We start from the raw sequence: 20,418 nt of genomic DNA, 5'->3' as shown, positions 1-20,418 counted from the left end.
GGCCGGCAACGGCCCTCCCACAAGACCTCCGCGTCCGCGCCGACAGTCAGTGCGGGCGCGACAGGCGGAGACCGGACCATGCCCCATCCATGCAACCGTTTGTCCGTCGGCGCGCTTCAGCCGCGTCAGCGTCACTACCTCTCGGTGCCCAAGGCCGTGTTTCGCGCGCTCACCGGCTTGCCGGGGCCGGCCCGGGATCAGGTGCTCGAACGCGCGCTCGATTCGGTGCGCGGCCAGATCCGGGTCTGGGTCTGTGATGCCAACCGCGTCCTGCTCAATCCCTGTCACCCCGCGCGCGCCCGTGAACTGATCCGCCGCGGGCGGGGGCGGCTGATCAGTGTGCAGCCGCCGTTGTTGCAGCTCCAGGAGGTTGTGACCTCGCCGGCGCGCTCGGCCGAGGAGGGTGCGGCATGAAGACGCGCGCCTTCCAGGGGGAGCGTGCCGCCGCGCTTTTTCCGGTGCTCGCCCACGCCCCCGAGGCGGGACTGTTCCTGCTCGATGACCAGAGCCTGGCGTTCGGGTGGCGCTGTGAACCCATGGCCGGCGCCGATCCGGGGCAGGCCGACCGGCTGACCGCTTTCGTCAATCAGGAGTGGCCCAAGGACACGCTGATTCAGATCATCCTCTGGGCCTCGCCCGACATCGAAGCCCCGCTGGCGGTGATGAATGCGCTGCGCACCGAGCTGCGCCATCCGGTGTTGCGCCAGGCCACGGCCGAGCGTAGTGCATTTCTGCGCGGCGGTGTCGGTACGCCGCTACTGCGCCATACCGAGACCCGTGTCCGCGATGTCCAGGTGCTGGTGACGGTGAAGCTCCCGCTGGCCGGCCCCTTGCCGACGGCGCACGAACACCAGAGCGCGACCGATCTGCGGGCCAGTACCGAGCAGGTGCTCACCACCGTGGGCCTGCAGCCCCGTGCCCTGAGCGCGGCCGATCAGGTCCGGCTCATGAACACGCTGCTCAACTGGGGCCCGGAGGCGACCTGGCGCGAGCGGGTGCGTCCCGAGGTCGATCCGGGGGCGCTCATCCGCGAGCAGTACCTCGACCCGGATCAGGCGCTCACGATCGACAGCCGCGGCCTGACGCTGGGGGAATGCCGGATCCAGACCCTGTCGGTCAAGCGCTATCCGGACCGGCTGCCCTTCGGGCTGGCCGGGCGCTATCTGAGCGATCCGTTCTCCGGGACACGCGGGATTCCGCACAACCTGCTGGTGTGTCTGAATCTGCACATCCCGGAGCCGGAAGCGGCGCGCACCGGGCTGCAGGCGCAGAGCCAGTGGGCGACCAAGATGGCCGCCGGCCCGGTGGCGATGTACCTGCCGCGGCTGGCTGAGCGGGCGCGCGGCTTTCGGGTGCTGTTTGAGCGCCTGGAGGCCGGCGACCGACCGGTGCGCGCCTATCTGGGACTGGTGCTGTTCTCCGCGCCGCACGAGGCCATGGCCGCCGCCTCGAACCTGCGCACCTATTGGCGTGAACTGGGGTTTCAGGTCGTCAGCGACCGCTTCTTCACGCTGCCGCTGTTTTTGAACTGTCTGCCCTTCGGGGCCGACCGGAGCGCCATCGGCGATATGCAGCGCTACCGCACGCTGGCGGCCACGCACGCGGTCAACCTGATGCCGGTGCTCGGCGACTGGAAGGGCACCGGCACGCCGGTGCTGAACCTCATCAGCCGGGGCGGACAACTGATGAACCTCTCGCTGTTTGATTCGGCCTCCAACTACAACGCCTGTATCGCCGCCCAGTCCGGCTCGGGCAAGTCGTTTCTGACCAATGAACTGATTTCGACCACGCTCTCGGTCGGCGGGCGTTGCTGGGTGATCGATGTCGGGCGCTCCTACGAAAAACTCTGCACGGCACTCGACGGGCAGTTTCTGGCCTTCACGCGCGAGGCCCGGATCTGTCTCAATCCCTTCGAACTGGTGCGCCATTGGGAGGAGGAGGCCGACATGCTCGCCACGCTGCTGGCCACCATGCTCGCGCCCTCCGAACCCCTGGGCGACTACGCGCTCTCGGGACTCAAGCGCCTGCTCAAGCAGGTGTGGGATGAACAGGGCGGGGCGATGACCATCGCGGCCATCGCCGAGGCGCTGGCGGCGGAGTCCGACGTGCGGATGCGCGATCTGAGCACTCAGCTCTACCCCTTTACCCCGCCAGGCGAGTACGGACGCTTTTTCAACGGTCCCAACAGCATCGAATTCACCGCCCCCTTCGTGGTGCTGGAACTCGAAGAGCTCAAGGGCCGCAAGCATTTGCAGCAGGTCGTGCTGTTGCAGCTGATCTATCAGATCCAGCAGGCGATGTATCTGGGCGAGCGCGAACAGCCGAAACTCGTGATCATCGACGAGGCTTGGGATCTGCTCACCCAGGGGGATGTGGCGCGCTTCATCGAGACCGGCTACCGGCGCTTTCGCAAGTACCGGGGCGCGGCGGTCACGGTCACCCAGTCGCTCAACGACCTCTACGCCAATCCGACCGGGCGGGCGATCGCCGAGAACTCGGCTCACACCTTCCTGCTCGCGCAACCGGCGCAGGCGATCGATCAGCTGCGAGAGTCCAAACGTCTGCCGCTGACCGAGGCCGGGGCGGAACTGCTCAAGACCGTCCACACCCTCCCCGGAGCCTATTCCGAGATCATGACCGTCTGTGACCGGGGGGCCGGGATCGGACGGCTGATCGTCGATCCGTTCCGCCAGCTGCTGTATTCGACCCATCCGCGTGATGTGGCCGAACTGGCGGCCTGGCGGCGCCGGGGGCTGTCGGTGACGGCGGCGATCGGGCGGGTGCTGCAGGAGCGCGGTCATGGCTGAGACGACGCGCCATCCGCTCCTGATCGCGGGGCTGGTGTCACTGGGTGTGAGCGCTGGCGGACTGCTGTGGATGCAGCAGCATCTGGAGCGGGCGCTGGCCGTGCGCCCGCCGGTGGTGGTGCTCGATCCGGCCGGGGCGGCACGGGCCGTTGATCCGGACCGGCTCAAGCGCCGACTCGAGGACTATCGGCTGACCGCCGAGCAGCTGTCGGATCAGGGCCTCCTGGTGCTAGACGGTCAGGCGGTGCTGGCCGCTCCGGCGGGACTGAGCCTGGCGGATTCGGAGGTGCGGCATGCGGGTCCGTGAGCGCCTGATCGAGCGTCCGCGCATGCTGTTTCGGACCGGTCGCGCACGCTGGAAGACGGCCCTGGCGGGGCTGATCCTGCTCGGGCTGTTGGCGGCGCTGTTGTATGGCCAGGCCCGCTACCGCCTCGGTATCGACACCCAGGTCCGGGTCAGTCTGGCGCCGTATCGGGTGTTCCTGATCGATACCTGGCAGGGCGCGGCCGACATCATCCAGGGCGATCTGGTCGCCTTCCGGGCGCGCGGACTGGCGCCGTATTTTCGTGACGGTCAGCTTCTGATCAAGCGCGCCGCCGGGGTGCCGGGGGACTGGGTGACGGTCGATGCCGGGCACACCTGGATCAATGGGAGCCGGATGGCCGACGGGCTGGCACTGGCCGCGACCCTGAAGCGCGATCCGGCGACCCTGGTGCGCCATGAGCGGGTGCCGGTGGAACATTTCTGGATGCTCGGGGAGACCCCGGACAGTTTCGACTCGCGCTACTGGGGGTTTTTGCCGCAGTCGCAGGTGGTGGGGAAGGCCTATGCGCTGTTCTGAATGGGGGCGGGGGGTGGTCATGACGGGCATCCTGGCTGCCAGCGCTGTGGCGGCGAGTCCGCTCCCTGAGCTTCCGGAGCCGGCGCTGCGTGATGAGGCGGTAGGGATTCAGGAACGGGCGCTGCTGGAGGCGCGTCCTGACTGGCTCCGGGTCCAGGAACCGGCGGCCGCCCAGTGGGCGACTGAGCTCGGTGCGCTGGAGGCACTCAAACCATCGTCCTGGGTGACGCCGACCGAGGCCGATTCACCGCCGTCGTCGTCCTGGACCGTCACCGTGCTGGCCTCGCGCGCCTTGGGCGAGGCGCAACTGCGTGAACTCCTGGAGATGGCCGCCGGTCGGCCCGAGGTGCGGATCGTCTGGCGCGGCGTGGCCCCGGGCGAATCGCTGGGGGCCTTCCTGCGCTGGATCCAGACACCGCTGCGCGCGGCGCTGGCCAACCAGGAGGTGGGCGTGGCTCCGCGCCTCGAACTCGATCCGCGCCCGTTTCAAAACCCGGTGGTCGACTTGGCGCCGACGCTGATCGTCACCGACGGGACGGGCACGGAACTGGCCCGCGTCAGCGGCCTCAGCGATCCGGACTGGCTCCTGACCCAGGTGCGCCAGGGACGGCGCGGGAATCTGGGGGTGCGGGGACCAACGGTGGCCGTCAGCGAGCCGGATCTGATCGCGGAGCTGCAACGGCGTCTGGCCGGGATCGACTGGGCGGCCGAGCGCGCGGCAGCCCGGGCGCGCTACTGGGAGCGGGCGGCCCTGATCGAGCGCCCGACGGCCGAACAGCCACGCGAGCGCCGTCTCGACCTGACGCTTGAAGCGCAGGCCGATGTCCATCTTCCCGACGGCACCCGCGTGATCCGTGCTGGCGAGCGCGTCGATCCGCTCAGGATCCTACCGTTTCGGCAGCGGCTCTTTATCTTCGATGCCACCGACCCGCGTCAGGTCGCCGATGTCGCCCGGCGCGGGGCGGCCAGTCGCGCCGAGGGACGCCTGCCGCTCTATCTGGCCACACGCCTCGATCGCGCCGCCGGCTGGGCCGGCTACCGCGCCGTCCAGACCGCACTCGGGGATCCGCTGTATCTGCTCACGCCCGATGTGGCGCAGCGTTTCCAGATCGAACGGGTGCCGGCACGGGTCGAGGCGCGGGGGGACGCCCTGGTCGTGGTCGAATGGCCGCCGGAGGGTTGAGGATGCGAAGCGCGCTGTCTCGTTGTCTTCAGACCGCCGGGCGAGTTGGGCTGATCCTCGTGGTCGTGTTCAATGCGGTGGCTGAAGACACCACCACCGGTTCGGGCAACGCCGTCTGCCCCGACGCCGAACTGCTCGGCCCCAAGCTCATCACCGACATCTGCTGGAGCTGTCTGTTTCCGCTGCGCATCGCCGGCGCGCCGATCGGTAGCGGCCCGGTCCCCAGCGGGGCCAGTACCCAGGCGCTGTGCGCCTGTCCCGATCCGGCCGGACTGCCGAGTCCCGGGGTGGTGATCGGGATGTGGGAACCGGCACGGATCGTCGAGCTGGTACGGGTGCCCGGTTGTCTGCCGGCGCTGGGCGGCGCCCGGCTCGATCTGGGTTCCTGGCGCACGCTCGGCACGCCGGGACAGGCCAACTATGATGGCTCCGACAAGGCGTTCTACAACTACCACTACTACGCCTTCCCGCTGCTGATGATGCTCGATCTGTTCTTTCCCGATCGCTGCAACGTCGATCACCTGACCGACTTCGACCTGCTCTATCTCTCGGAGCTGGATCCGACCTGGAACAACGATGAGCTCGCCTTCTTCACCAACCCGGAAGCAGCGTTCGTGGCCAACCCGGTGGCGCAGGCGGCCTGTCTGGTCGATGCCGCCTCGGCGACCACGGTGCAAAAGCCCCTGGACGAACTCTTCTGGTGCGCCGGAGCCTGGGGCGGACTCTATCCCTTCTCCGGGCGTGTGCCGACGCTCAATGGCCGCCCGTCGGAGATGAGTCTGGCCAGTGCCCGAGTGCTGGCCGCGTTGCACCGACGGGGACTGGCCCGTCAGACCGTCGGCGATGACGCCCTGTGCGAGGCGCCCTTCGCACTGATGCTACCCAAGACCCAGTACCGACTGTCGCAGTTCTACCCGCGCCCCGAGGCCAATTCGAACCACGTCATCGGCGAGAGCGAGCTGCGCTGGGGCCTGGGGCGCAACGTGCCGGGGATCGGCGAGGACCATCTGTACCTGATCTGGCGCTGGCATGATTGCTGTCTCACCTGGTTGTAAAAACGGGGGCGGCGTGGCACGGCTACGGGCACTCCGGGCCACGCTGGTCGGTGTCCTGATCCTGGCGATCAGCTGGACCCCCTGGGCGCTGGTGTGGGGTGATGACCTGCACCGGGCGCTGGATTTCGATCAGGCCGCCGACGACGGACAGGCACTGGGGAGCACGCTCGGAACCGATCCGGACCGCCTGGCCCCGTTCGAGCTGCCGGACGACTACCGGGTCTACTTTCCAGGGGCCGAGACTGGTGAGGTCACGGACTGGAGCGCGCTCTATGGGAATCCGACCGCGCTCGAAGCCGCCGGCCTCCAGACCCAGCAGGATCTGGTCGACACGCCCTATAGCGACGCCTCCGCCACCGGCCAGGCCTACCAGACGCTGCTGGAGCCGCTCGACCGACCGCGCACTGACCTGAGCGCCGATCCGCTGTGGGGCTTCACCGACGCCACGGTTGGTTCACTGGACGACTTCACCGCCACCTATGCCGACTGTACCTGGGAGACGACCTTCCTCGACCGCCCGCGCACGGTGCACGTCCCCGACTATGAAGCCTGTCTGATCCCGGACACCGATCAGCCCCGGCTCAGCTGCACCACCACGCGCACGCTGGACGCTACCGTGCACTGGGATCCGGTCACAGTCGGCACCGATCCCGAGACCGGCGAGCCGATCATCGAACTGGTGCGCCGGGTCGAGAAGCGCACCGACCGCTGGGACTGGGCCTCCAGCGCCTGTCAGGAGACGATCAACGAACGCCTGATGGACGGTTTCTGCCGCAGCACCACCACCTGCACGTCCAATCCCGACGCGGCCTGTGTCGCCGTGCCCGGCGGGGAACTGTGCGGGAGCGAACTGGTGGCGCCGCCCTATCACGGGGAGACGGGGAACGAACCCTGGGAGCAATTCTCCGGCATTGGTGCGGCCTGTATGCAGGTGAGCGTTGCGCTCGACTGCACCAGTTTCAACCAGGGCCGGATGGAGTGCTGGAACGATCCCGACGGGGTGGAGCACTGTCCCGACAATCCCGGCGATCTGGACAACTGCGCGGCGCTCGACGCTGATCCGAACTGCCGCCGGGTCAGCCGCCAGTGTGCCGAGGCCGCCACCGGGCGCTCCGGGGTGTGCTATGTCGATCAGGTGGTCTATGACTGCGGCGCCACGCAGGAGATCACCGGCATTGAGCGCACCGCCGAACTCGACTGCGGGGGCGAGATCCGCTGTCTGGGGGAGGACTGTGTGGCGATCGAGCCGGAGTCCTCAGACGACTTCGACCAGGCGGTGGCCGCGCTCCACGCCGCCGAGCTGGTCGCGCTGGATGCCGACTGCACCACCGGGGGTTGCGAGGTGTTCAAGGGCGAGGCGCTGGAGTGCAAGCGCGCCGTGGGCGGGATCGTCAACTGCTGTGAGCGTCCGGACGGCGTCTCGCTCGGGCTGTATCTGCAGCTGATGTTCTCGGTGGCCAAGCTCGACAGTGTGACGATGTCCTTGGTGAAAGCCGGCGTGTCCAACCCCGCCTTCGGGGCCTGGGAGACGCTGCGCTCGCCGCTGGTCGATACCTGGAGCGCGGTCAAGGACGCCTTCACCTCAGCGGTGAACAACATCACCGGCAACACCACGGCGGTGACCACTGAGGCGGCCAAGCAGGGCCTGATCGCGCGCTTCAAGCAGGAGCTGCTGCAACAGACCGCGCAGTGGACGGCCCAGACCTTCGGGCCGCAGGCGGCCAATGCGCTGTTCATCGATGCCGGCAGCGGCGGGGTGGCGGTGGCGGCCGATGGCACGGTAGCCGCCAACGTGGCGCTCAATCCCACCATCATGGTGGTGATCCAGTGGGTGATGTGGGCCTATCTGATCTACTCCATCGTGATGATCCTGATCCGGCTGATCTGGGAGTGCACCGAGGATGAATTCACCCTCGGCGTGCAGCGCGAGCTCAAGGCCTGTCATCGGGTCGGCTCCTACTGCCGCAAGAGCATTTTCGGGGCCTGTATCGAGAGCCGCGACAGCTACTGCTGCTTCAACTCGCCACTGTCGCGGATCCTGAACGAACAGCTGCGCGGACCGGCCGGACTCGGCGGCTATGGACGCGCTAAAAACCCCAACTGCGCCGGGATCCCGGTCGCCGCCCTGGCCGAGGTCGACTGGAGCCGGGTGGATCTCTCCGAATGGCTGACGATGCTCACCGAGGCGGATTTGATCCTGACCACCACCGGACTGGATCTGACGACACTGACCGAAGGGTCGGGCAACCGTACCGCTGAGCGGCTGGAGGATCTGAGTGACGTGCAGACGGTGGGGCAGGCCAATCGGGCGGCGGAGGCGCAGGGGTGGGAGACGCTGGAGGAGGTGCCGAGGCCGGGTGAGGGGAGTCCGTGAGGTGTGCGGAGATCAAAAATCCTGCGCCCGAGCGACTTTTCGACGTGGGGAGCGAAAATTTGGCGATCAGTACAGTCAAACCGCTAACGCCCCTGAACATCAACTTGGTTTTCCACCCGTCCAACGTCAGGATTGGGTGGTGCTCCGCTGTTCCATGGGAAGCCCGGCCTGACGCCACTCGGGCAGGCCATCCTCCAGGCGTCGGGCGCTGAAGCCCGCCGCCCGCAGTCGGGCGACGGCCTCAAACGAGAGCACGCACCAGGGGCCGCGACAATAGGCCACGATCTCGTGCTCGCGCGGGAGGTCGGTCAGCCGCTCCTGCAGCCGGTCGAGCGGCACATTCAGCGCCCCCGCGACATGACCCTGGGCATATTCCACGGCGGGGCGCACGTCGATGACCGTCGCCAGTCCATCGCGGACCCGCTCCAGGAGTTCCGCCGCCGGTACCGGCTCCAGGTCGTCGCGCTGCTTGAGATAGCTCGCCAGCAATGCCGCGACGGCCTGGCTGCGGCGCTCGGCGAGTCCACGCAGGGCGCTGACGGCCGCCGGCACGGCCTCGTCGGCGAGTCCATAGCGGACGTGCTTGCCGTCGCGGCGCGCCTGCGCCAGACCGGCGGCCTTGAGCTGTTGCAGGTGCTTGGAGGTATTGGCGACGCTCAGCCCCGTCACCTGCGCCAAGTCCTCGACGCTACGCTCCCCTTGGGCGAGGAAGTCCAGCAACTCCAGCCGTGCACCGCTGCCCAGGGCACGGGCAATGACGGCGAGCTGCTCGAAGAGGGCTTGCTTAGGACTCGGCGTGGGGCCGGTTGGATTCGCCATGACGTCGATCGTGTCCCTCCTCAAGGACGTGATTCAACCGCGGGGTTGAGTGGTGGGTTATGCGCCGCCAGTATAGGGAAGACGCCGGCCTGCGGGTAGATGAACCAGGGCGCGTCCCGATGGCCTTGGCTCCTTTCCTCCTCCTCGACCGGCACTCACACCATGCTCAATCCCTTGCCTCATCTGCGACCGAGCGACTTTCCACCGCTCTTCCGGACCCGGCCGATGACCTTACAGGTCAATCTCGGGCGACTGTGCAATCAACAGTGCCTGCACTGCCACGTCGCCGCCGGGCCGAATCGCCCGGAGGTCATGGACCGTCCGACGCTGGAGCAGGTGATGGCGACACTGGAGCGTTTGCCCTTCGCGACGCTGGACTTGACCGGCGGCGCCCCGGAGCTCAACCCAGGGTTTCGCGACCTGGTGCGCCACGCCCGTGCGCTAGGTTGTCGGGTGCTGGATCGCTGTAACCTTACGGTGCTGGCCGAGCCTGGTCAGGAGGATCTGGCCGACTTCCTCGCTGCGCAGGGCTGTGCGCTGATCGCCTCGCTCCCCTGCTATCTGTCGGACAACGTCGACGCCCAGCGCGGTCGGGGCGTCTTCGCGTCCAGTCTCGCCGGATTGCGGCGGCTGAACGCCCTCGGCTATGGCCGGCCGGACAGCGGACTCCAGCTCGATCTGGTCTACAACCCCCAGGGTCCGGACCTGCCGCCACCGCAGGCGGCACTGGAAGACGACTATCGGCGGGTGCTCCTTGTCGAGCACGGTATCCGCTTCAACCGGCTGCTGACCCTGGCCAATCTCCCGGTCGGGCGCTTCGGCAGCGCACTGCTGTCGAAGGGTGAGTTTCACGGCTATCTGGATCGGCTGCGCACCGCGCACCGTGCAGAGAACCTGACGTCCGTCATGTGCCGGGAACTGATCAGCGTCGACTGGCAGGGTTGGCTCCATGACTGTGACTTCAATCAGATGCTCGGATTGCCGCTGGGGGCGGGCCGCGCCCATCTGCGTGACCTGCCCGAGTTGATCCTCGAAGGCGCGCCCATCGCGGTCGCCGATCACTGCTACGGTTGCACCGCCGGACAGGGATCGAGCTGCGGCGGCGCCCTGACCGTGACGCCCTGAGATCGGCGCATATGAGGCTTTCCATCATCATCCCGACGCTCAACGAGGCCGAGCACATCGGCGCCCTGCTGACTGATCTGGCCCCACTGCGTGTGGCGGGTCATGCGGTCATCCTGGTCGACGGCGGCAGTGTGGATACGACCCGCGCGCGGGCGGCGTCCGGGGTCGATCGGGTTCTGGAGTCCCAGCGTGGCCGCGCCGTCCAGATGAATGCCGGCACCCAGATCGCCGGCGGGGAGATCCTCTGGTTCCTGCACGCCGACAGCCGCGTCCCGCCCGGTGCGGCCGAAGCGCTGCTCGCCGCCTGCCGGGCGGGGGGGCGTTGGGGGCGCTTCGACGTGCGCCTCTCCGGCCGTCACCCGCTGCTGCGGCTGGTCGAGCGCGGCATGAACGCCCGCTCGTGCCTCACCGGCCTCGCGACCGGGGATCAGGGGATCTTCGTCACCCGCGACGCCTTCTCCTACGTCGGCGGTTTCCCGGAGATCCCGCTGATGGAAGACATCGCCCTCTCCAAGCGCCTGCGTCGCCTCGCCCGACCGGCCTGTCTGCGCCTACCGCTCCTCACCTCCAGCCGACGCTGGGAGTCGCGCGGGGTGCTGCGCACCATCCTGCTCATGTGGCGACTGCGTCTGGCGTATGCCCTGGGCGCCGATCCGGCCCGACTGGCGCGACGCTATGACGGCTGAGGCCACGCCCGGCGGCACACTGATTATCTTTGCCCGCGAGCCGGTCGCGGGCCAGGTCAAGACGCGACTCATCCCGGCCCTGGGGGGCGAGGGCGCCGCGCAGCTCTACCGGCGGTTGCTCGGGATCGCGTTGCGGGCGGGTGCCGCGACACCCGGCGCACGTCGCCGGCTCTGGTGTGCCGGGACGCCGGCCGATGGCGGCGAATGCGCGCGACTGGCCGCGGCCCATGGCTTCACTTGGCATCCTCAGCCCGAGGGGGATCTGGGGGCACGGATGGCGGCGGCTCTGGCCGATGCGCTCGTCACGGCCGACCGGGCCGTGCTGATCGGCAGCGACTGCCCCGACTATTCACCGGCCTACCTGAGCGCCGCCTTCGCCGCCCTCGACGACCACGACGCCGTGCTCGGTCCGGCCGCCGATGGCGGCTATGTCCTCATCGGGCTGCGCCGCCCGGCCCCAGCGCTCTTTGCCGATATCCATTGGAGCACCTGCGCCGTCCAGACCGAGACGCGCACGGCGCTTCGCCGAATCGGCCTCACTTGGACCGAACTGCCCACCCTGCGCGACCTCGACCGGCCGGAAGACCTCGCCGATTTCGGCCACTGGCTTGATACCGACCGCCACCTGGACTGACCCCATGCTCACCTGGATCGACCGCACACCCATCGCCCTCTTCGTCGTCATCGCCCTGACCCTGGGCCTTGCCCCCTTCCTGCCCGAGCCGCACCTCTGGGAGAAGCTCAAACTCCTGGCCGCCGGCGACCTGCGCCAGCCGATCGACATCTTCGATCTGCTGCTGCATGGGCTGCCGTGGCTGTTACTGTCGGCCAAGCTCCGGCGTCTGCTTGGGAGGCCGCGCGCATGAGACGCCCAGCCAAGCTACTGTTCGTCTACAACGCCGACAGCGGCCTCTTCAGCACCCTGGCGGATATCGGCCATAAGCTCTTCTCGCCTGCCACCTATACCTGCGCACTCTGCGCTATCACCCACGGCGTGCTCGCTGAGCGCGCCGAGTGGCCGGCCTTCATCGAATCGCTGGGCGCGACTTGCGAGTTCCTGCACCGCGACCAGTTCCGTGAGCAGTTTCCACAGATCCAGGACGCACTCCCCGCCATCTTCCGCCGTCACGGCGACCGCCTCCAGTTGTGCGCCGATACCTCGGCCATCGGTGCCTGCCAGGGGCTCGATGACCTTCAGGCACTGATTCGGCGGGACTGTCTGTAGGAGGTCGCACCAGGTAGGCCCAGACCCAACAGTCGTGTCATGAGCCGCCATTTCGTGAGAGGCCAATAACGGCGCGGCCTGTCGGAAAACAGTTGATTTCCGACAAGGAATCGATGTCTCGATATTTGATCGCTTAACCTGCTCAAAAAGTGCGCGGAAAACCATGTCGGAAACCGTCGCCAGCCGGAAACCCGCTACAAATGGTTTTCCGACCGCCAAATGGCGGAATGGCGGTTCATGACATGACGGCTTGTTCTACGGTATGGCAAAATAGAAGTTCACTCAGGCCACGAGGCAGCACGGATCCCGAGGAGTTTCAATGAACGGAGTCAGCGGATCGACATGGAAGCCACCGTGCGCCTGCACCGGCGGCGTGGTGGTGCCGCCGGTCTGGGCGCCTGATTCGCGATGGGCCTGATCCTCCTCCTTGCCCTGACCTATCTGCTACTGGGTGCCACCGGCCTGCTCCTGGCCATTCCGCCCGGTTACGCCAGTCCGGTCTTTCCTGCTGCAGGGCTGGCCCTGGCGGCCGGACTCCAGTTCGGACCCCGGATCCTGCCCGGCGTCTGGTTGGGTTCCAGTCTACTCAACGTGGGTCACGCCTGGATCAGCGGACACTTGAGTCCCACCACCCTGACCGTCGCCCTGGCGATCGGGGTCGGTGCTGGCTTGCAGGCCGGGGCCGGAGCCTGGCTGGTCCGGCACCGGCAGGGTTCCACCTGGCGTGCGCTGGAGCGGGAGCAGGACGCCATCCGCTTCCTGTTCCTGGGGGGCGTCCTGGCAGGGGTGGTCTCGCCCACCGTGGCGGTCGGCACCCTGGTCCTATCGGGCGTCATCGCCCCGGCGGGTGCGCCCTATACTTGGTGGACCTGGTACGTCGGTGACGTGCTGGGGGTGCTAGCCTTCGCCCCACTGGCGCTGTGCCTCTTCAATCGCCGCGACCGCTTGTGGGGCGAACGGCTACGGCGCACCGTTCTGCCCGTGCTCCTGACCCTGGCGCTAGCGATCCTGGCCTTCTGGGGGACCGCCCGCTGGGTGGCTCAAACCCAGGCCAACGCCTTGGGGGACGACGGTGACCTCCTGGCTCAGGGGATTGCCGATCGCCTCATCACCCAACGGGAGATCCTCGCCTCCCTGCGCCATTTCGTCGAGGCGACTCCGGACTTCAGCTTCGCCCAGTTCGAGCGCTTCACTCGTCGCACCTTAGAGGACAATCCAGATGTCTTCGCCCTGAGTTACAACGACCTGGTGACGGATCGCGAGCGCCCGACCTTCGAGGCACGGATCAGCGCCCTTTCCCCTCTGGGACCGTTCCAGATCACCGAGCGAGATGCTGAACGTCGGCTCATTCGGGCGACGACCCGCCCCGAGTACGTCACCGTCCGCTATATCGTCCCTTTGGCGGGTAACACGCCGGCGGTGGGTTACGACATCAACTCTGAGCCCATCCGGCGCCTGGCCATCGAGCGCGCGCGAACGACCAATGCCATGGCGGTGACGGCCCCCATCCTGTTGGTGCAGGAGAGTCAGCCGCGGGTGGGTCTGCTGCAACTTCTGCCCATCGAGACCCAGACACCGGCAAAGGTCCAGGCCGGGAGTCGGCGCGACTTCATGGAAGCGGACGAGGCACAGCTCCGCCACCAGGGCTTCGCCGTCGGCGTGATCAAGGTCGATGAGATGATCGACATCGCTACCGACGGACGAGTCCCGCCGGGATTGAGCTTCCAGCTCACCGATGTCGAGGCCGATCCGGAGCGGGCCTTGCTCTACCGCTCCGGGGAGCGGGTCGCCGGCCCCTCCGCCGCCCCGGCGACATCGGCGGACTGGAGTACCCATCTGCGCATGGGCGACCGCGACTGGCTCCTGACCGTCAGTGTCGACGAGGACTACCGCCAGGCCCACCTCCCTTGGCTGGCCTGGGCGGTGGGTGTGGTGGGACTGCTCTTTGCCACCCTCCTGCAGGTACTGATGCTGGGCATGACCGGCCGCGCCGCCTTCATCCAGCGTCAGAACGAACAGCTCCACCTGGCGAAAGAAGAGATCCGCGTCCTCAATGCTGATCTGGAGGCCAAGGTGGAGGCCCGCACCGCCGAAGCGCGTGCCGCCAGCGCCGCCAAGAGTGAGTTCCTGTCGCACATGAGCCACGAGATCCGCACCCCGCTCAACGCCGTGCTGGGGCTGGTCCAGGTCATGGAGCAATCGTCCACGAATCCCGAGCAGCGCGACCTGATCACCAGCATCCGTGCCGCCGGTCGTTCGCTCATGCTGCTGCTCAACGACATCCTCGACCTCTCCAAGATCGAAGCCGGAAAGCTCCAGCTCGAATCGCGGCCTTTCTTCCTGGCCTCCATGCTCGAACAGCTCGAATCGCTCCTGGGACCGACTGCTCGGGCCAAGGGTCTGCACTTTGCCATCGATACTGCGCCCTTGCCCAGCGGTGCCTTGGTCGGCGATCCCCTGCGCCTGGAACAGATCCTGACCAACCTCATCGGCAATGCCATCAAGTTTACCGACCAGGGCGAGGTCAGGCTGAGTCTCCGGACCTTGGATGAGTCGGAGACCGGCGCTCGGTTGCGTTTCGACGTCACCGACACCGGCGTCGGCATCGCCCCCAGCGTTCTGCCCCAGCTCTTCACCGCCTTCAATCAGGGCGATTCGGGCATCAGCCGTCGTTTCGGCGGGACCGGGCTGGGACTGGCGATCAGCAAACGGATGGTCGAACTCATGGGCGGCGCGATCGGCGTCAAGAGTCGGGAGGGCGTGGGCAGCCGCTTCTGGTTTGAACTGCCCTTCGCGCGCACGGACACCGACCCGGTTGTGATCCCGACCTTGTACTCGGCCGGGATCACCGCCGCCGGCTCGCGCCTGCTCGGCGGCCACTATCTGATTGTCGACGACAATGCCCTGAACCTCGATGTCCTGGAGCGGATGCTCGAACTGCAAGGTGCCCGCGTGACCCGTGCCGGCGACGGACACGCTGCTATGGAGCAATTGCGAACCCAGGCCGAGGACTTCGACGCGGTGCTGATGGATGTGCAGATGCCGGTGCTCGACGGTCTGAGCGCCACCCGCGCCATCCGTGGCGAACTGGGTCTGACTCAACTGCCGGTGATCGCCGTGACCGCCGGGGTGCTCAAGGAAGAGCAACAACGGGTGCACGAGGCGGGGGTCGATGCGCTGTTGCCCAAGCCGGTGGAGCTGGAGCAGTTGGTAGCGATCCTGAGCCGCTGGGCACCCCACCCAACGGCTGGGCCGGACGCAGACGCAGCGACGTCCGGCGTTTCGGGTGCCTCAGGTGACGACTCCCCAGTGGCGGCCCTGCCGGTCATTGCCGGCCTTGATCCGGCGCATGTCGACCGGCTCACCCAGGGCGATGTCGCTTTCTACCGGCGACTGCTGAGCGGTCTGGTCGCCGAGGCGCGCGGCGTGCCCGAGCAGGTCCGAGCCGATCTGGCACAGGGGGTCGAGACCGAGGCGGCCGCGCGACTGCACCGTCTGTGCGGGGTCGCCGCCAATGTCGGGGCCGTGGAACTGGTGGCGACGATCCGGGCGCTGGAGACGGCGTTGCACAAAGCACGCCCCGTACCCACAGCCGGCTTGGAGGCGTTCGAGCGGCAGGTCGCGCGCCTGCTGGCATCCGCCGATCCCTGGCTGGCTCAGACCGAGCCGACGCCGGTCGAGCTGCCGGTCGATGATGAGGCGGAGCTGGATCCGGCCCAGCTCGCCGCCCTGCGTGAAGCCCTGGCGACCAACCGCCCTCGCTCAGCACGGCAACTCTTCGCTGAGCTTCACGCCGGCCTGAGCCGTCACTATGGACCCAAGGTGGTTCAAGCCATGGCCACGCCGCTGGCGGCGCTCGATTTTCCGGCGGCGCTGGGCGCTCTCGACGCGGCCCTGTCGGGCACGGATACCGTACCGGACGTCCCGCTCCCTGAGCCTTGAACACCATCCCGCTGATGGTATTTTTAAATCGAGGTAGAACAAGCCGTCATGTCATGAACCGCCATTCCGCCATTTGGCGGTCGGAAAACCATTTGTAGCGGGTTTCCGGCTGGCGACGGTTTCCGACATGGTTTTCCGCGCACTTTTTGAGCAGGTTAAGCGATCAAATAGAGTTGTACCGATTGATTTGTTCTTAAAATTCAAACATATGGCATAAATCAAAGGGGCTCGTTTTACACATTTTAAGTCGTAAAAATGCCCAATTGTCCGACATAAGCCAAAATCGAAATTCAAAGCATATCAAAAAACTTTATACATTCAATGCCTTAGCGATCGGAACAACTCTAATATCGAGACATCGATTCCTTGTCGGAAATCAACTGTTTTCCGACAGGCCGCGCCGTTATTGGCTTCTCACGAAATGGCGGCTCATGACACGACTGTTGGGTCTAGGCCAGGTAGTGATGGGACACAGGAGAATATTCAACCAATGAGTTGAAAGATCGGGCGTGATCTGACACCATCCCGGCCCACATCCATCACCGCATTCCCGGAGGTCGACCGGCGTGGATAGCTTCATCCAAACCCACGAGCCGGTTATCCGGCTCACGGCCTTTTTCGCCATCTTCGCCGCCATGGCGCTGTGGGAGTTGCGCGCTCCACGGCGGGTGCTCACTGTCTCCAAGCCCCGGCGCTGGAGCGCCAACCTGGGGCTGGTGGCGCTCAATACGCTGCTGCTGCGGCTGGTGTTTCCGGTCGCGGCCGTGGGACTGTCGGCAACCGCCGCCGGCCGGGGCTGGGGTCTGCTCAATCAGGTCACGCTGCCGGCTGGAGTCGAGTTGGGGCTGGCCATCGTCGCCCTGGATCTGGTGATCTGGGCGCAACACGTCTTCTTCCACGCCGTACCCGTGCTCTGGCGACTGCATCGCGTCCACCATGCCGACCTGGACTACGACCTGACCACCGGAGCACGCTTCCACCCCATCGAGATCCTGCTCTCGATGTTGATCAAGTTCGCCGCCATCCTGGTGTTGGGGCCATCCGTGGTGGCCGTGATCCTGTTCGAGGTCATCCTCAACGCCATGGCCATGTTCAATCACGGCAATGTGCACCTGCCCGAGCGGCTGGACCGACGCCTGCGCCGGCTACTGGTCACGCCGGACATGCATCGGGTGCATCACTCGGTCGCCGCCGACGAGGCCAACTCCAACTTCGGTTTCAACCTGTCGCTGTGGGACCGGCTCTTCGGTACCTATCGCGACCAGCCGCGCGGCGGCCATGCCGGCATGACCCTTGGCATCGGACGCGCGTGACCCGCGTCAGGTCAGCGGGCTGCTGGGGATGCTGCAGCTGCCGTTCCGGGGCGCGGTGACGGACTATGCGATCAACCGCCGCGCCTGGAAGACGCCGGAGGATCGGACATGAAGGGCCGGGTCCGTCTCCTGCTGGCCCTGCTGCTGGTCGCGGGGATCGTCCTGGCCCTGAGTCTGGGCGGGGGCCTCGATGTCCGGACGCTGGAACACTGGGTCGCGAGCGCCGGGCTGGCCGGCCCCCTGATCTTCATCGCGTTCTATACGGTCGCCACGCTGCTGTTCCTGCCGGGCTCTCTGCTGACCCTGGCAGGCGGCGCGCTCTTCGGCCCGCTCTGGGGCACCCTCATCAACCTGACTGGGGCGACCCTGGGCGCGGCGCTCGCCTTTCTGGCGGCGCGCTATCTGGCGGCCGACTGGGTCCAGGGTCGCGCCGGGGGGCTGCTCAAGCGCCTGATCCAGGGCGTCGAGGCCGAGGGCTGGCGCTTCGTCGCCTTCACCCGGCTGGTGCCGCTCTTTCCCTTCAACCTGCTCAACTACGCCCTGGGGCTGACGCGCCTGCCGTTCGGACAGTATCTGCTTGCGACCGCCGTCTGCATGCTGCCGGGCGCGCTCGCCTACACCTGGCTGGGCTATGCCGGGCGCGAGGCGATCGCCGGCGGGGAGGGGCTGATCCGGAAGGGGCTGATCGCGCTGGCGCTCCTGGCGGCGCTGCTGTTCCTGCCACGCTTGATCGCGCGTCTGCGCCGGCCGCCATAGATCGACGTGGACGCGCTCAAAGACCGCCTGGAGCCGGGTGAGCCGCTGCGCGTCCGGCCTGATCAACCCGATTTTTCCATCCATCCGGAGTAACCATGACGATTTTGATCATTCTCAACCGCGAGCCCTACGACAGCACCGACGTCACCTGGAACGCCCTGCGTCTGGCCGGCACCCTGGTCGATCAGGGGCAGGACGTGCGGCTGTTTCTGATGAACGATTCCGTCGATCTGGCGCGCGACGTCTGCCGTCCGCCCGAAGGCTACGACCAGGATCTCTCCGCCATGCTCAAGGCGCTGATCGAACGCGGGGTGCCGGTTCAGGTCTGCGGTACCTGCATGGCACGCTGCGGTCTCTACAAGAACCACCCCTATTTCGAGGGCGCCGAGTCCTCGACCATGGCCGCCCTGGCCGAATGGGTGGCCGACAGCGACAAGGTGCTGACCTTCTGATGCCGTCACCGAATCGGCCATGACACAACAAGATGTCAATGACAGCCCACCAAAGGAGAACCCCCGCTATGAAATCCGCTCAACTCAGCGTCCTATCAATCCGTGCGCTGGTCCTGCTGGGCGCCGTCTGGCTGACGCTGCCGGGTCTCGCACTCGCCGAAAAACCCGATGACGCCGAAGCTCTGCGCGGTGTCGAGGTCGGCCGTGTCGTCTGGGACATCAATATGGGCGACCCGGCCAAGCTGGCGCTGTACCTCAAGGTGATGGATGAGACGTATGAGGACTTGCAACGTCAGGGCGTCAAACCCGAGATGGTCTTGACCTTCCGTGGTCCTTCGCTGGCCCTGATCTCAACCGACCACACCGATGTGCCGCTCGATCACGAACCCCATTACGAGGCCATCGCGGCGCAGATACAGACACTGCTGGCCAAGCCTGGGGTCCGGATGGAAGCCTGCTCGATAGCCGCGCGACTGCTGGAATTGGATCGCAAGACCCTGCTGCCCGGCATCGCCTTTGTCGGTAACACCTTCGTTTCGCAGATCGGCTATCAGTCCAAGGGCTTCGCCAACATCCTGATCTTCTGAAGCTCGATGCAATCGGCGGTGGCGTCCAGCCCCCGCCGGCCGTTGCCCGCCGCCGCTCACCGGAGAACCACGCCCATGCCCGATTCCCAAACCACCGCTCTGGCTACCCTCTGTGTCCATGCCGGCGAGCTGACCGATGCCCACGGCAGCCCGCACACGCCGATCTATACCACCACCACCTTCGCCTTCCACTCGACACAGGCCCTGCTCGATGTCGTTGAAGGACGCGCGGCCGGCAGTCTCTACACCCGCTATGGTCTGAATCCGACGATTCAGTCGCTGGAGACCAAGCTCGCGGCCCTGGAAGGCGCCGAGGCGGCGCTCGCCTTTGGCTCCGGCATGGCGGCCGAGGCGGCGACCTTCCTCGCCCTCGGACGTGACGGCATCGTCTGCATCGGCGATGCCTACGGCGGCACCCTGGAGCTGATCGGCGCCCAGTTGCCCCAGCTCGGCCTCCCGACGCACCTGATCCTCGGCCAGGAGCTGGACCGGCTCGACGGGTTGCTCGCGGCGGGCGCGCGGCTGGTCTTCCTGGAGACCCCGAGCAATCCGACCCTGGAGATCTTCGACCTCGCCGCCATCGCCGCGCGGGTGCATGCCCATAAGGCCCTCCTGGTGGTGGACAACACCTTCGCCTCCCCGGTCAACCAGCAACCGCTCGCCCTGGGAGCCGATCTGGTCGTCCACAGCGCGACCAAATATCTCGGTGGCCACAGTGACCTGACCGCCGGCGCCCTGATGGGCTCCAAGGCGCTGATCGAGGCCGTCTGGCCGTGGCGCAAGAACCTGGGTTCCACCCCCGCGCCCGAGACCGCCGCGCTACTGGCCCGCAGCCTGCGCAGTCTGGTGGTGCGGGTGCAGGCACAGAATGCCGCGGCGCTGGCCATTGCCGAGGCCATGGCACTTCATCCACGGGTGAAGCGCGTGCTCTACCCCGGTCTTCCCCAGCATCCGGGTCATGCGTTGGCCGCCCGTCAGATGCACGGCTTTGGCGGCATGCTGGCTTTGGAGATCGCCGGCGACGGCGCCGCCGCCAGCCAGGTCGCCGATCGGCTGCGGCTGTTTGCCCTGGCCCCCTCGCTGGGCGGTGCCGAGAGTCTGGTCACTCAACCCAGCACCACCACCCATCATGGACTGCCGCCCGAGGAACGCGCGCGGCGCGGGATCTCGGACAGCCTGCTGCGTCTGTCGGTCGGACTGGAAGATCCCGATGACCTGATCGCGGATCTCGTTCAGGCCTTGGGCTGAGCCG

19 protein-coding genes are annotated in these 20,418 nt (G+C 67.0%); 18 read left to right on the top strand and 1 reads right to left on the bottom strand.

Features of this window, described 5'->3' with window-relative positions:
• Positions 1-78: 78 nt before the first annotated feature.
• The 7 genes from HW932_RS14720 to traN are packed head-to-tail and all read left to right on the top strand — an operon-like array spanning position 79 to position 8,261.
• Positions 79-414: an RRXRR domain-containing protein gene (locus HW932_RS14720; protein ID WP_176977252.1), complete on the top strand. Its 336-nt coding sequence runs from the start codon at positions 79-81 to the stop codon at positions 412-414.
• On the top strand, positions 411-2,807 hold the full coding sequence (gene traC, locus HW932_RS14715; RefSeq protein ID WP_176977251.1) for a type IV secretion system protein TraC: 2,397 nt from the start codon (positions 411-413) through the stop codon (positions 2,805-2,807). Before HW932_RS14720 ends, traC begins: the two co-directional genes overlap by 4 nt.
• The gene (locus HW932_RS14710; protein ID WP_176977250.1) at positions 2,800-3,114 is read left to right on the top strand and encodes a hypothetical protein; all 315 of its coding nucleotides are present in this window, start codon (positions 2,800-2,802) and stop codon (positions 3,112-3,114) included. The genes traC and HW932_RS14710 overlap by 8 nt, the downstream gene beginning before the upstream one ends.
• Entirely contained in the window at positions 3,101-3,649 is a 549-nt protein-coding gene (gene lepB / locus HW932_RS14705) for a signal peptidase I (RefSeq protein WP_176977249.1), read from the top strand. Before HW932_RS14710 ends, lepB begins: the two co-directional genes overlap by 14 nt.
• The gene (locus tag HW932_RS14700; RefSeq protein ID WP_176977248.1) at positions 3,636-4,832 is read left to right on the top strand and encodes a conjugal transfer protein TrbC; all 1,197 of its coding nucleotides are present in this window, start codon (positions 3,636-3,638) and stop codon (positions 4,830-4,832) included. Before lepB ends, HW932_RS14700 begins: the two co-directional genes overlap by 14 nt.
• A 2-nt stretch (positions 4,833-4,834) precedes the next feature.
• Positions 4,835-5,887 (top strand): TraU family protein, encoded by a 1,053-nt coding sequence (locus tag HW932_RS14695; RefSeq protein WP_176977247.1) that lies wholly within the window; start codon positions 4,835-4,837, stop codon positions 5,885-5,887.
• Positions 5,862-8,261: a conjugal transfer protein TraN gene (traN, locus tag HW932_RS14690; RefSeq protein WP_176977246.1), complete on the top strand. Its 2,400-nt coding sequence runs from the start codon at positions 5,862-5,864 to the stop codon at positions 8,259-8,261. Before HW932_RS14695 ends, traN begins: the two co-directional genes overlap by 26 nt.
• Before the next feature lie 126 nt (positions 8,262-8,387).
• Here traN and HW932_RS14685 read toward each other — a convergent pair whose 3' ends face one another.
• The gene (locus HW932_RS14685) at positions 8,388-9,080 is read right to left on the bottom strand and encodes an ArsR/SmtB family transcription factor (RefSeq protein ID WP_176977245.1); all 693 of its coding nucleotides are present in this window, start codon (positions 9,078-9,080) and stop codon (positions 8,388-8,390) included.
• Positions 9,081-9,242: 162 nt separating this feature from the next.
• Here HW932_RS14685 and arsS point away from each other — a divergent pair, with 162 nt between their 5' ends.
• From arsS to HW932_RS14630, 11 genes are all read left to right on the top strand, one after another.
• Entirely contained in the window at positions 9,243-10,205 is a 963-nt protein-coding gene (gene arsS, locus HW932_RS14680) for an arsenosugar biosynthesis radical SAM (seleno)protein ArsS (protein ID WP_176977244.1), read from the top strand.
• Positions 10,206-10,216: 11 nt separating this feature from the next.
• The gene (locus HW932_RS14675; protein ID WP_176977243.1) at positions 10,217-10,891 is read left to right on the top strand and encodes a TIGR04283 family arsenosugar biosynthesis glycosyltransferase; all 675 of its coding nucleotides are present in this window, start codon (positions 10,217-10,219) and stop codon (positions 10,889-10,891) included.
• Positions 10,881-11,525, top strand: a complete 645-nt coding sequence (locus tag HW932_RS14670; RefSeq protein WP_176977242.1) for a TIGR04282 family arsenosugar biosynthesis glycosyltransferase — start codon at positions 10,881-10,883, stop codon at positions 11,523-11,525. Before HW932_RS14675 ends, HW932_RS14670 begins: the two co-directional genes overlap by 11 nt.
• A gap of 4 nt (positions 11,526-11,529) precedes the next feature.
• Positions 11,530-11,757 carry an RND transporter gene (locus HW932_RS14665; RefSeq protein ID WP_176977241.1) on the top strand — a complete coding sequence of 76 codons (228 nt, stop codon included), beginning with the start codon at positions 11,530-11,532 and terminating at the stop codon, positions 11,755-11,757.
• Positions 11,754-12,116: a hypothetical protein gene (locus tag HW932_RS14660; protein WP_176977240.1), complete on the top strand. Its 363-nt coding sequence runs from the start codon at positions 11,754-11,756 to the stop codon at positions 12,114-12,116. The genes HW932_RS14665 and HW932_RS14660 overlap by 4 nt, the downstream gene beginning before the upstream one ends.
• 408 nt (positions 12,117-12,524) lie before the next feature.
• Positions 12,525-16,058 carry a CHASE domain-containing protein gene (locus HW932_RS14655; RefSeq protein WP_176977239.1) on the top strand — a complete coding sequence of 1,178 codons (3,534 nt, stop codon included), beginning with the start codon at positions 12,525-12,527 and terminating at the stop codon, positions 16,056-16,058.
• Between the two features lie 566 nt (positions 16,059-16,624).
• Complete coding sequence (locus tag HW932_RS14650) at positions 16,625-17,371, top strand: sterol desaturase family protein (protein ID WP_343047370.1); 747 nt, start codon at positions 16,625-16,627, stop codon at positions 17,369-17,371.
• 108 nt (positions 17,372-17,479) lie between these two features.
• Positions 17,480-18,127 (top strand): TVP38/TMEM64 family protein, encoded by a 648-nt coding sequence (locus HW932_RS14645; RefSeq protein ID WP_176977238.1) that lies wholly within the window; start codon positions 17,480-17,482, stop codon positions 18,125-18,127.
• Positions 18,128-18,222: 95 nt separating this feature from the next.
• On the top strand, positions 18,223-18,579 hold the full coding sequence (locus tag HW932_RS14640) for a DsrE/DsrF/TusD sulfur relay family protein (protein ID WP_176977237.1): 357 nt from the start codon (positions 18,223-18,225) through the stop codon (positions 18,577-18,579).
• A gap of 68 nt (positions 18,580-18,647) precedes the next feature.
• A complete protein-coding gene (locus HW932_RS14635; protein WP_176977236.1) occupies positions 18,648-19,166 on the top strand; it encodes a DsrE family protein in 519 nt (172 codons plus the stop codon).
• A gap of 75 nt (positions 19,167-19,241) precedes the next feature.
• Positions 19,242-20,414 (top strand): trans-sulfuration enzyme family protein, encoded by a 1,173-nt coding sequence (locus tag HW932_RS14630; protein WP_176977235.1) that lies wholly within the window; start codon positions 19,242-19,244, stop codon positions 20,412-20,414.
• Positions 20,415-20,418: the final 4 nt, after the last annotated feature.

The sequence above is a fragment of the Allochromatium humboldtianum genome (assembly GCF_013385175.1).
Taxonomy (GTDB): domain Bacteria; phylum Pseudomonadota; class Gammaproteobacteria; order Chromatiales; family Chromatiaceae; genus Thermochromatium; species Thermochromatium humboldtianum.
Note: the sequence above shows the minus strand (reverse complement) of the source record. Positions and strands in the feature narration are given on the sequence as shown.

What these genes read in the sequence shown, in the direction of transcription:
- HW932_RS14720 (WP_176977252.1), top strand. Translation starts at nt 79, where the DNA reads ATGCCCCATCCATGCAACCGTTTGTCCGTCGGCGCGCTTCAGCCGCGT.
- traC (WP_176977251.1), top strand. Translation starts at nt 411, where the DNA reads ATGAAGACGCGCGCCTTCCAGGGGGAGCGTGCCGCCGCGCTTTTTCCG.
- HW932_RS14710 (WP_176977250.1), top strand. Translation starts at nt 2,800, where the DNA reads ATGGCTGAGACGACGCGCCATCCGCTCCTGATCGCGGGGCTGGTGTCA.
- lepB (WP_176977249.1), top strand. Translation starts at nt 3,101, where the DNA reads ATGCGGGTCCGTGAGCGCCTGATCGAGCGTCCGCGCATGCTGTTTCGG.
- HW932_RS14700 (WP_176977248.1), top strand. Translation starts at nt 3,636, where the DNA reads ATGCGCTGTTCTGAATGGGGGCGGGGGGTGGTCATGACGGGCATCCTG.
- HW932_RS14695 (WP_176977247.1), top strand. Translation starts at nt 4,835, where the DNA reads ATGCGAAGCGCGCTGTCTCGTTGTCTTCAGACCGCCGGGCGAGTTGGG.
- traN (WP_176977246.1), top strand. Translation starts at nt 5,862, where the DNA reads ATGATTGCTGTCTCACCTGGTTGTAAAAACGGGGGCGGCGTGGCACGG.
- HW932_RS14685 (WP_176977245.1), bottom strand. Translation starts at nt 9,080, where the DNA reads ATGGCGAATCCAACCGGCCCCACGCCGAGTCCTAAGCAAGCCCTCTTC.
- arsS (WP_176977244.1), top strand. Translation starts at nt 9,243, where the DNA reads ATGCTCAATCCCTTGCCTCATCTGCGACCGAGCGACTTTCCACCGCTC.
- HW932_RS14675 (WP_176977243.1), top strand. Translation starts at nt 10,217, where the DNA reads ATGAGGCTTTCCATCATCATCCCGACGCTCAACGAGGCCGAGCACATC.
- HW932_RS14670 (WP_176977242.1), top strand. Translation starts at nt 10,881, where the DNA reads ATGACGGCTGAGGCCACGCCCGGCGGCACACTGATTATCTTTGCCCGC.
- HW932_RS14665 (WP_176977241.1), top strand. Translation starts at nt 11,530, where the DNA reads ATGCTCACCTGGATCGACCGCACACCCATCGCCCTCTTCGTCGTCATC.
- HW932_RS14660 (WP_176977240.1), top strand. Translation starts at nt 11,754, where the DNA reads ATGAGACGCCCAGCCAAGCTACTGTTCGTCTACAACGCCGACAGCGGC.
- HW932_RS14655 (WP_176977239.1), top strand. Translation starts at nt 12,525, where the DNA reads ATGGGCCTGATCCTCCTCCTTGCCCTGACCTATCTGCTACTGGGTGCC.
- HW932_RS14645 (WP_176977238.1), top strand. Translation starts at nt 17,480, where the DNA reads ATGAAGGGCCGGGTCCGTCTCCTGCTGGCCCTGCTGCTGGTCGCGGGG.
- HW932_RS14640 (WP_176977237.1), top strand. Translation starts at nt 18,223, where the DNA reads ATGACGATTTTGATCATTCTCAACCGCGAGCCCTACGACAGCACCGAC.
- HW932_RS14635 (WP_176977236.1), top strand. Translation starts at nt 18,648, where the DNA reads ATGAAATCCGCTCAACTCAGCGTCCTATCAATCCGTGCGCTGGTCCTG.
- HW932_RS14630 (WP_176977235.1), top strand. Translation starts at nt 19,242, where the DNA reads ATGCCCGATTCCCAAACCACCGCTCTGGCTACCCTCTGTGTCCATGCC.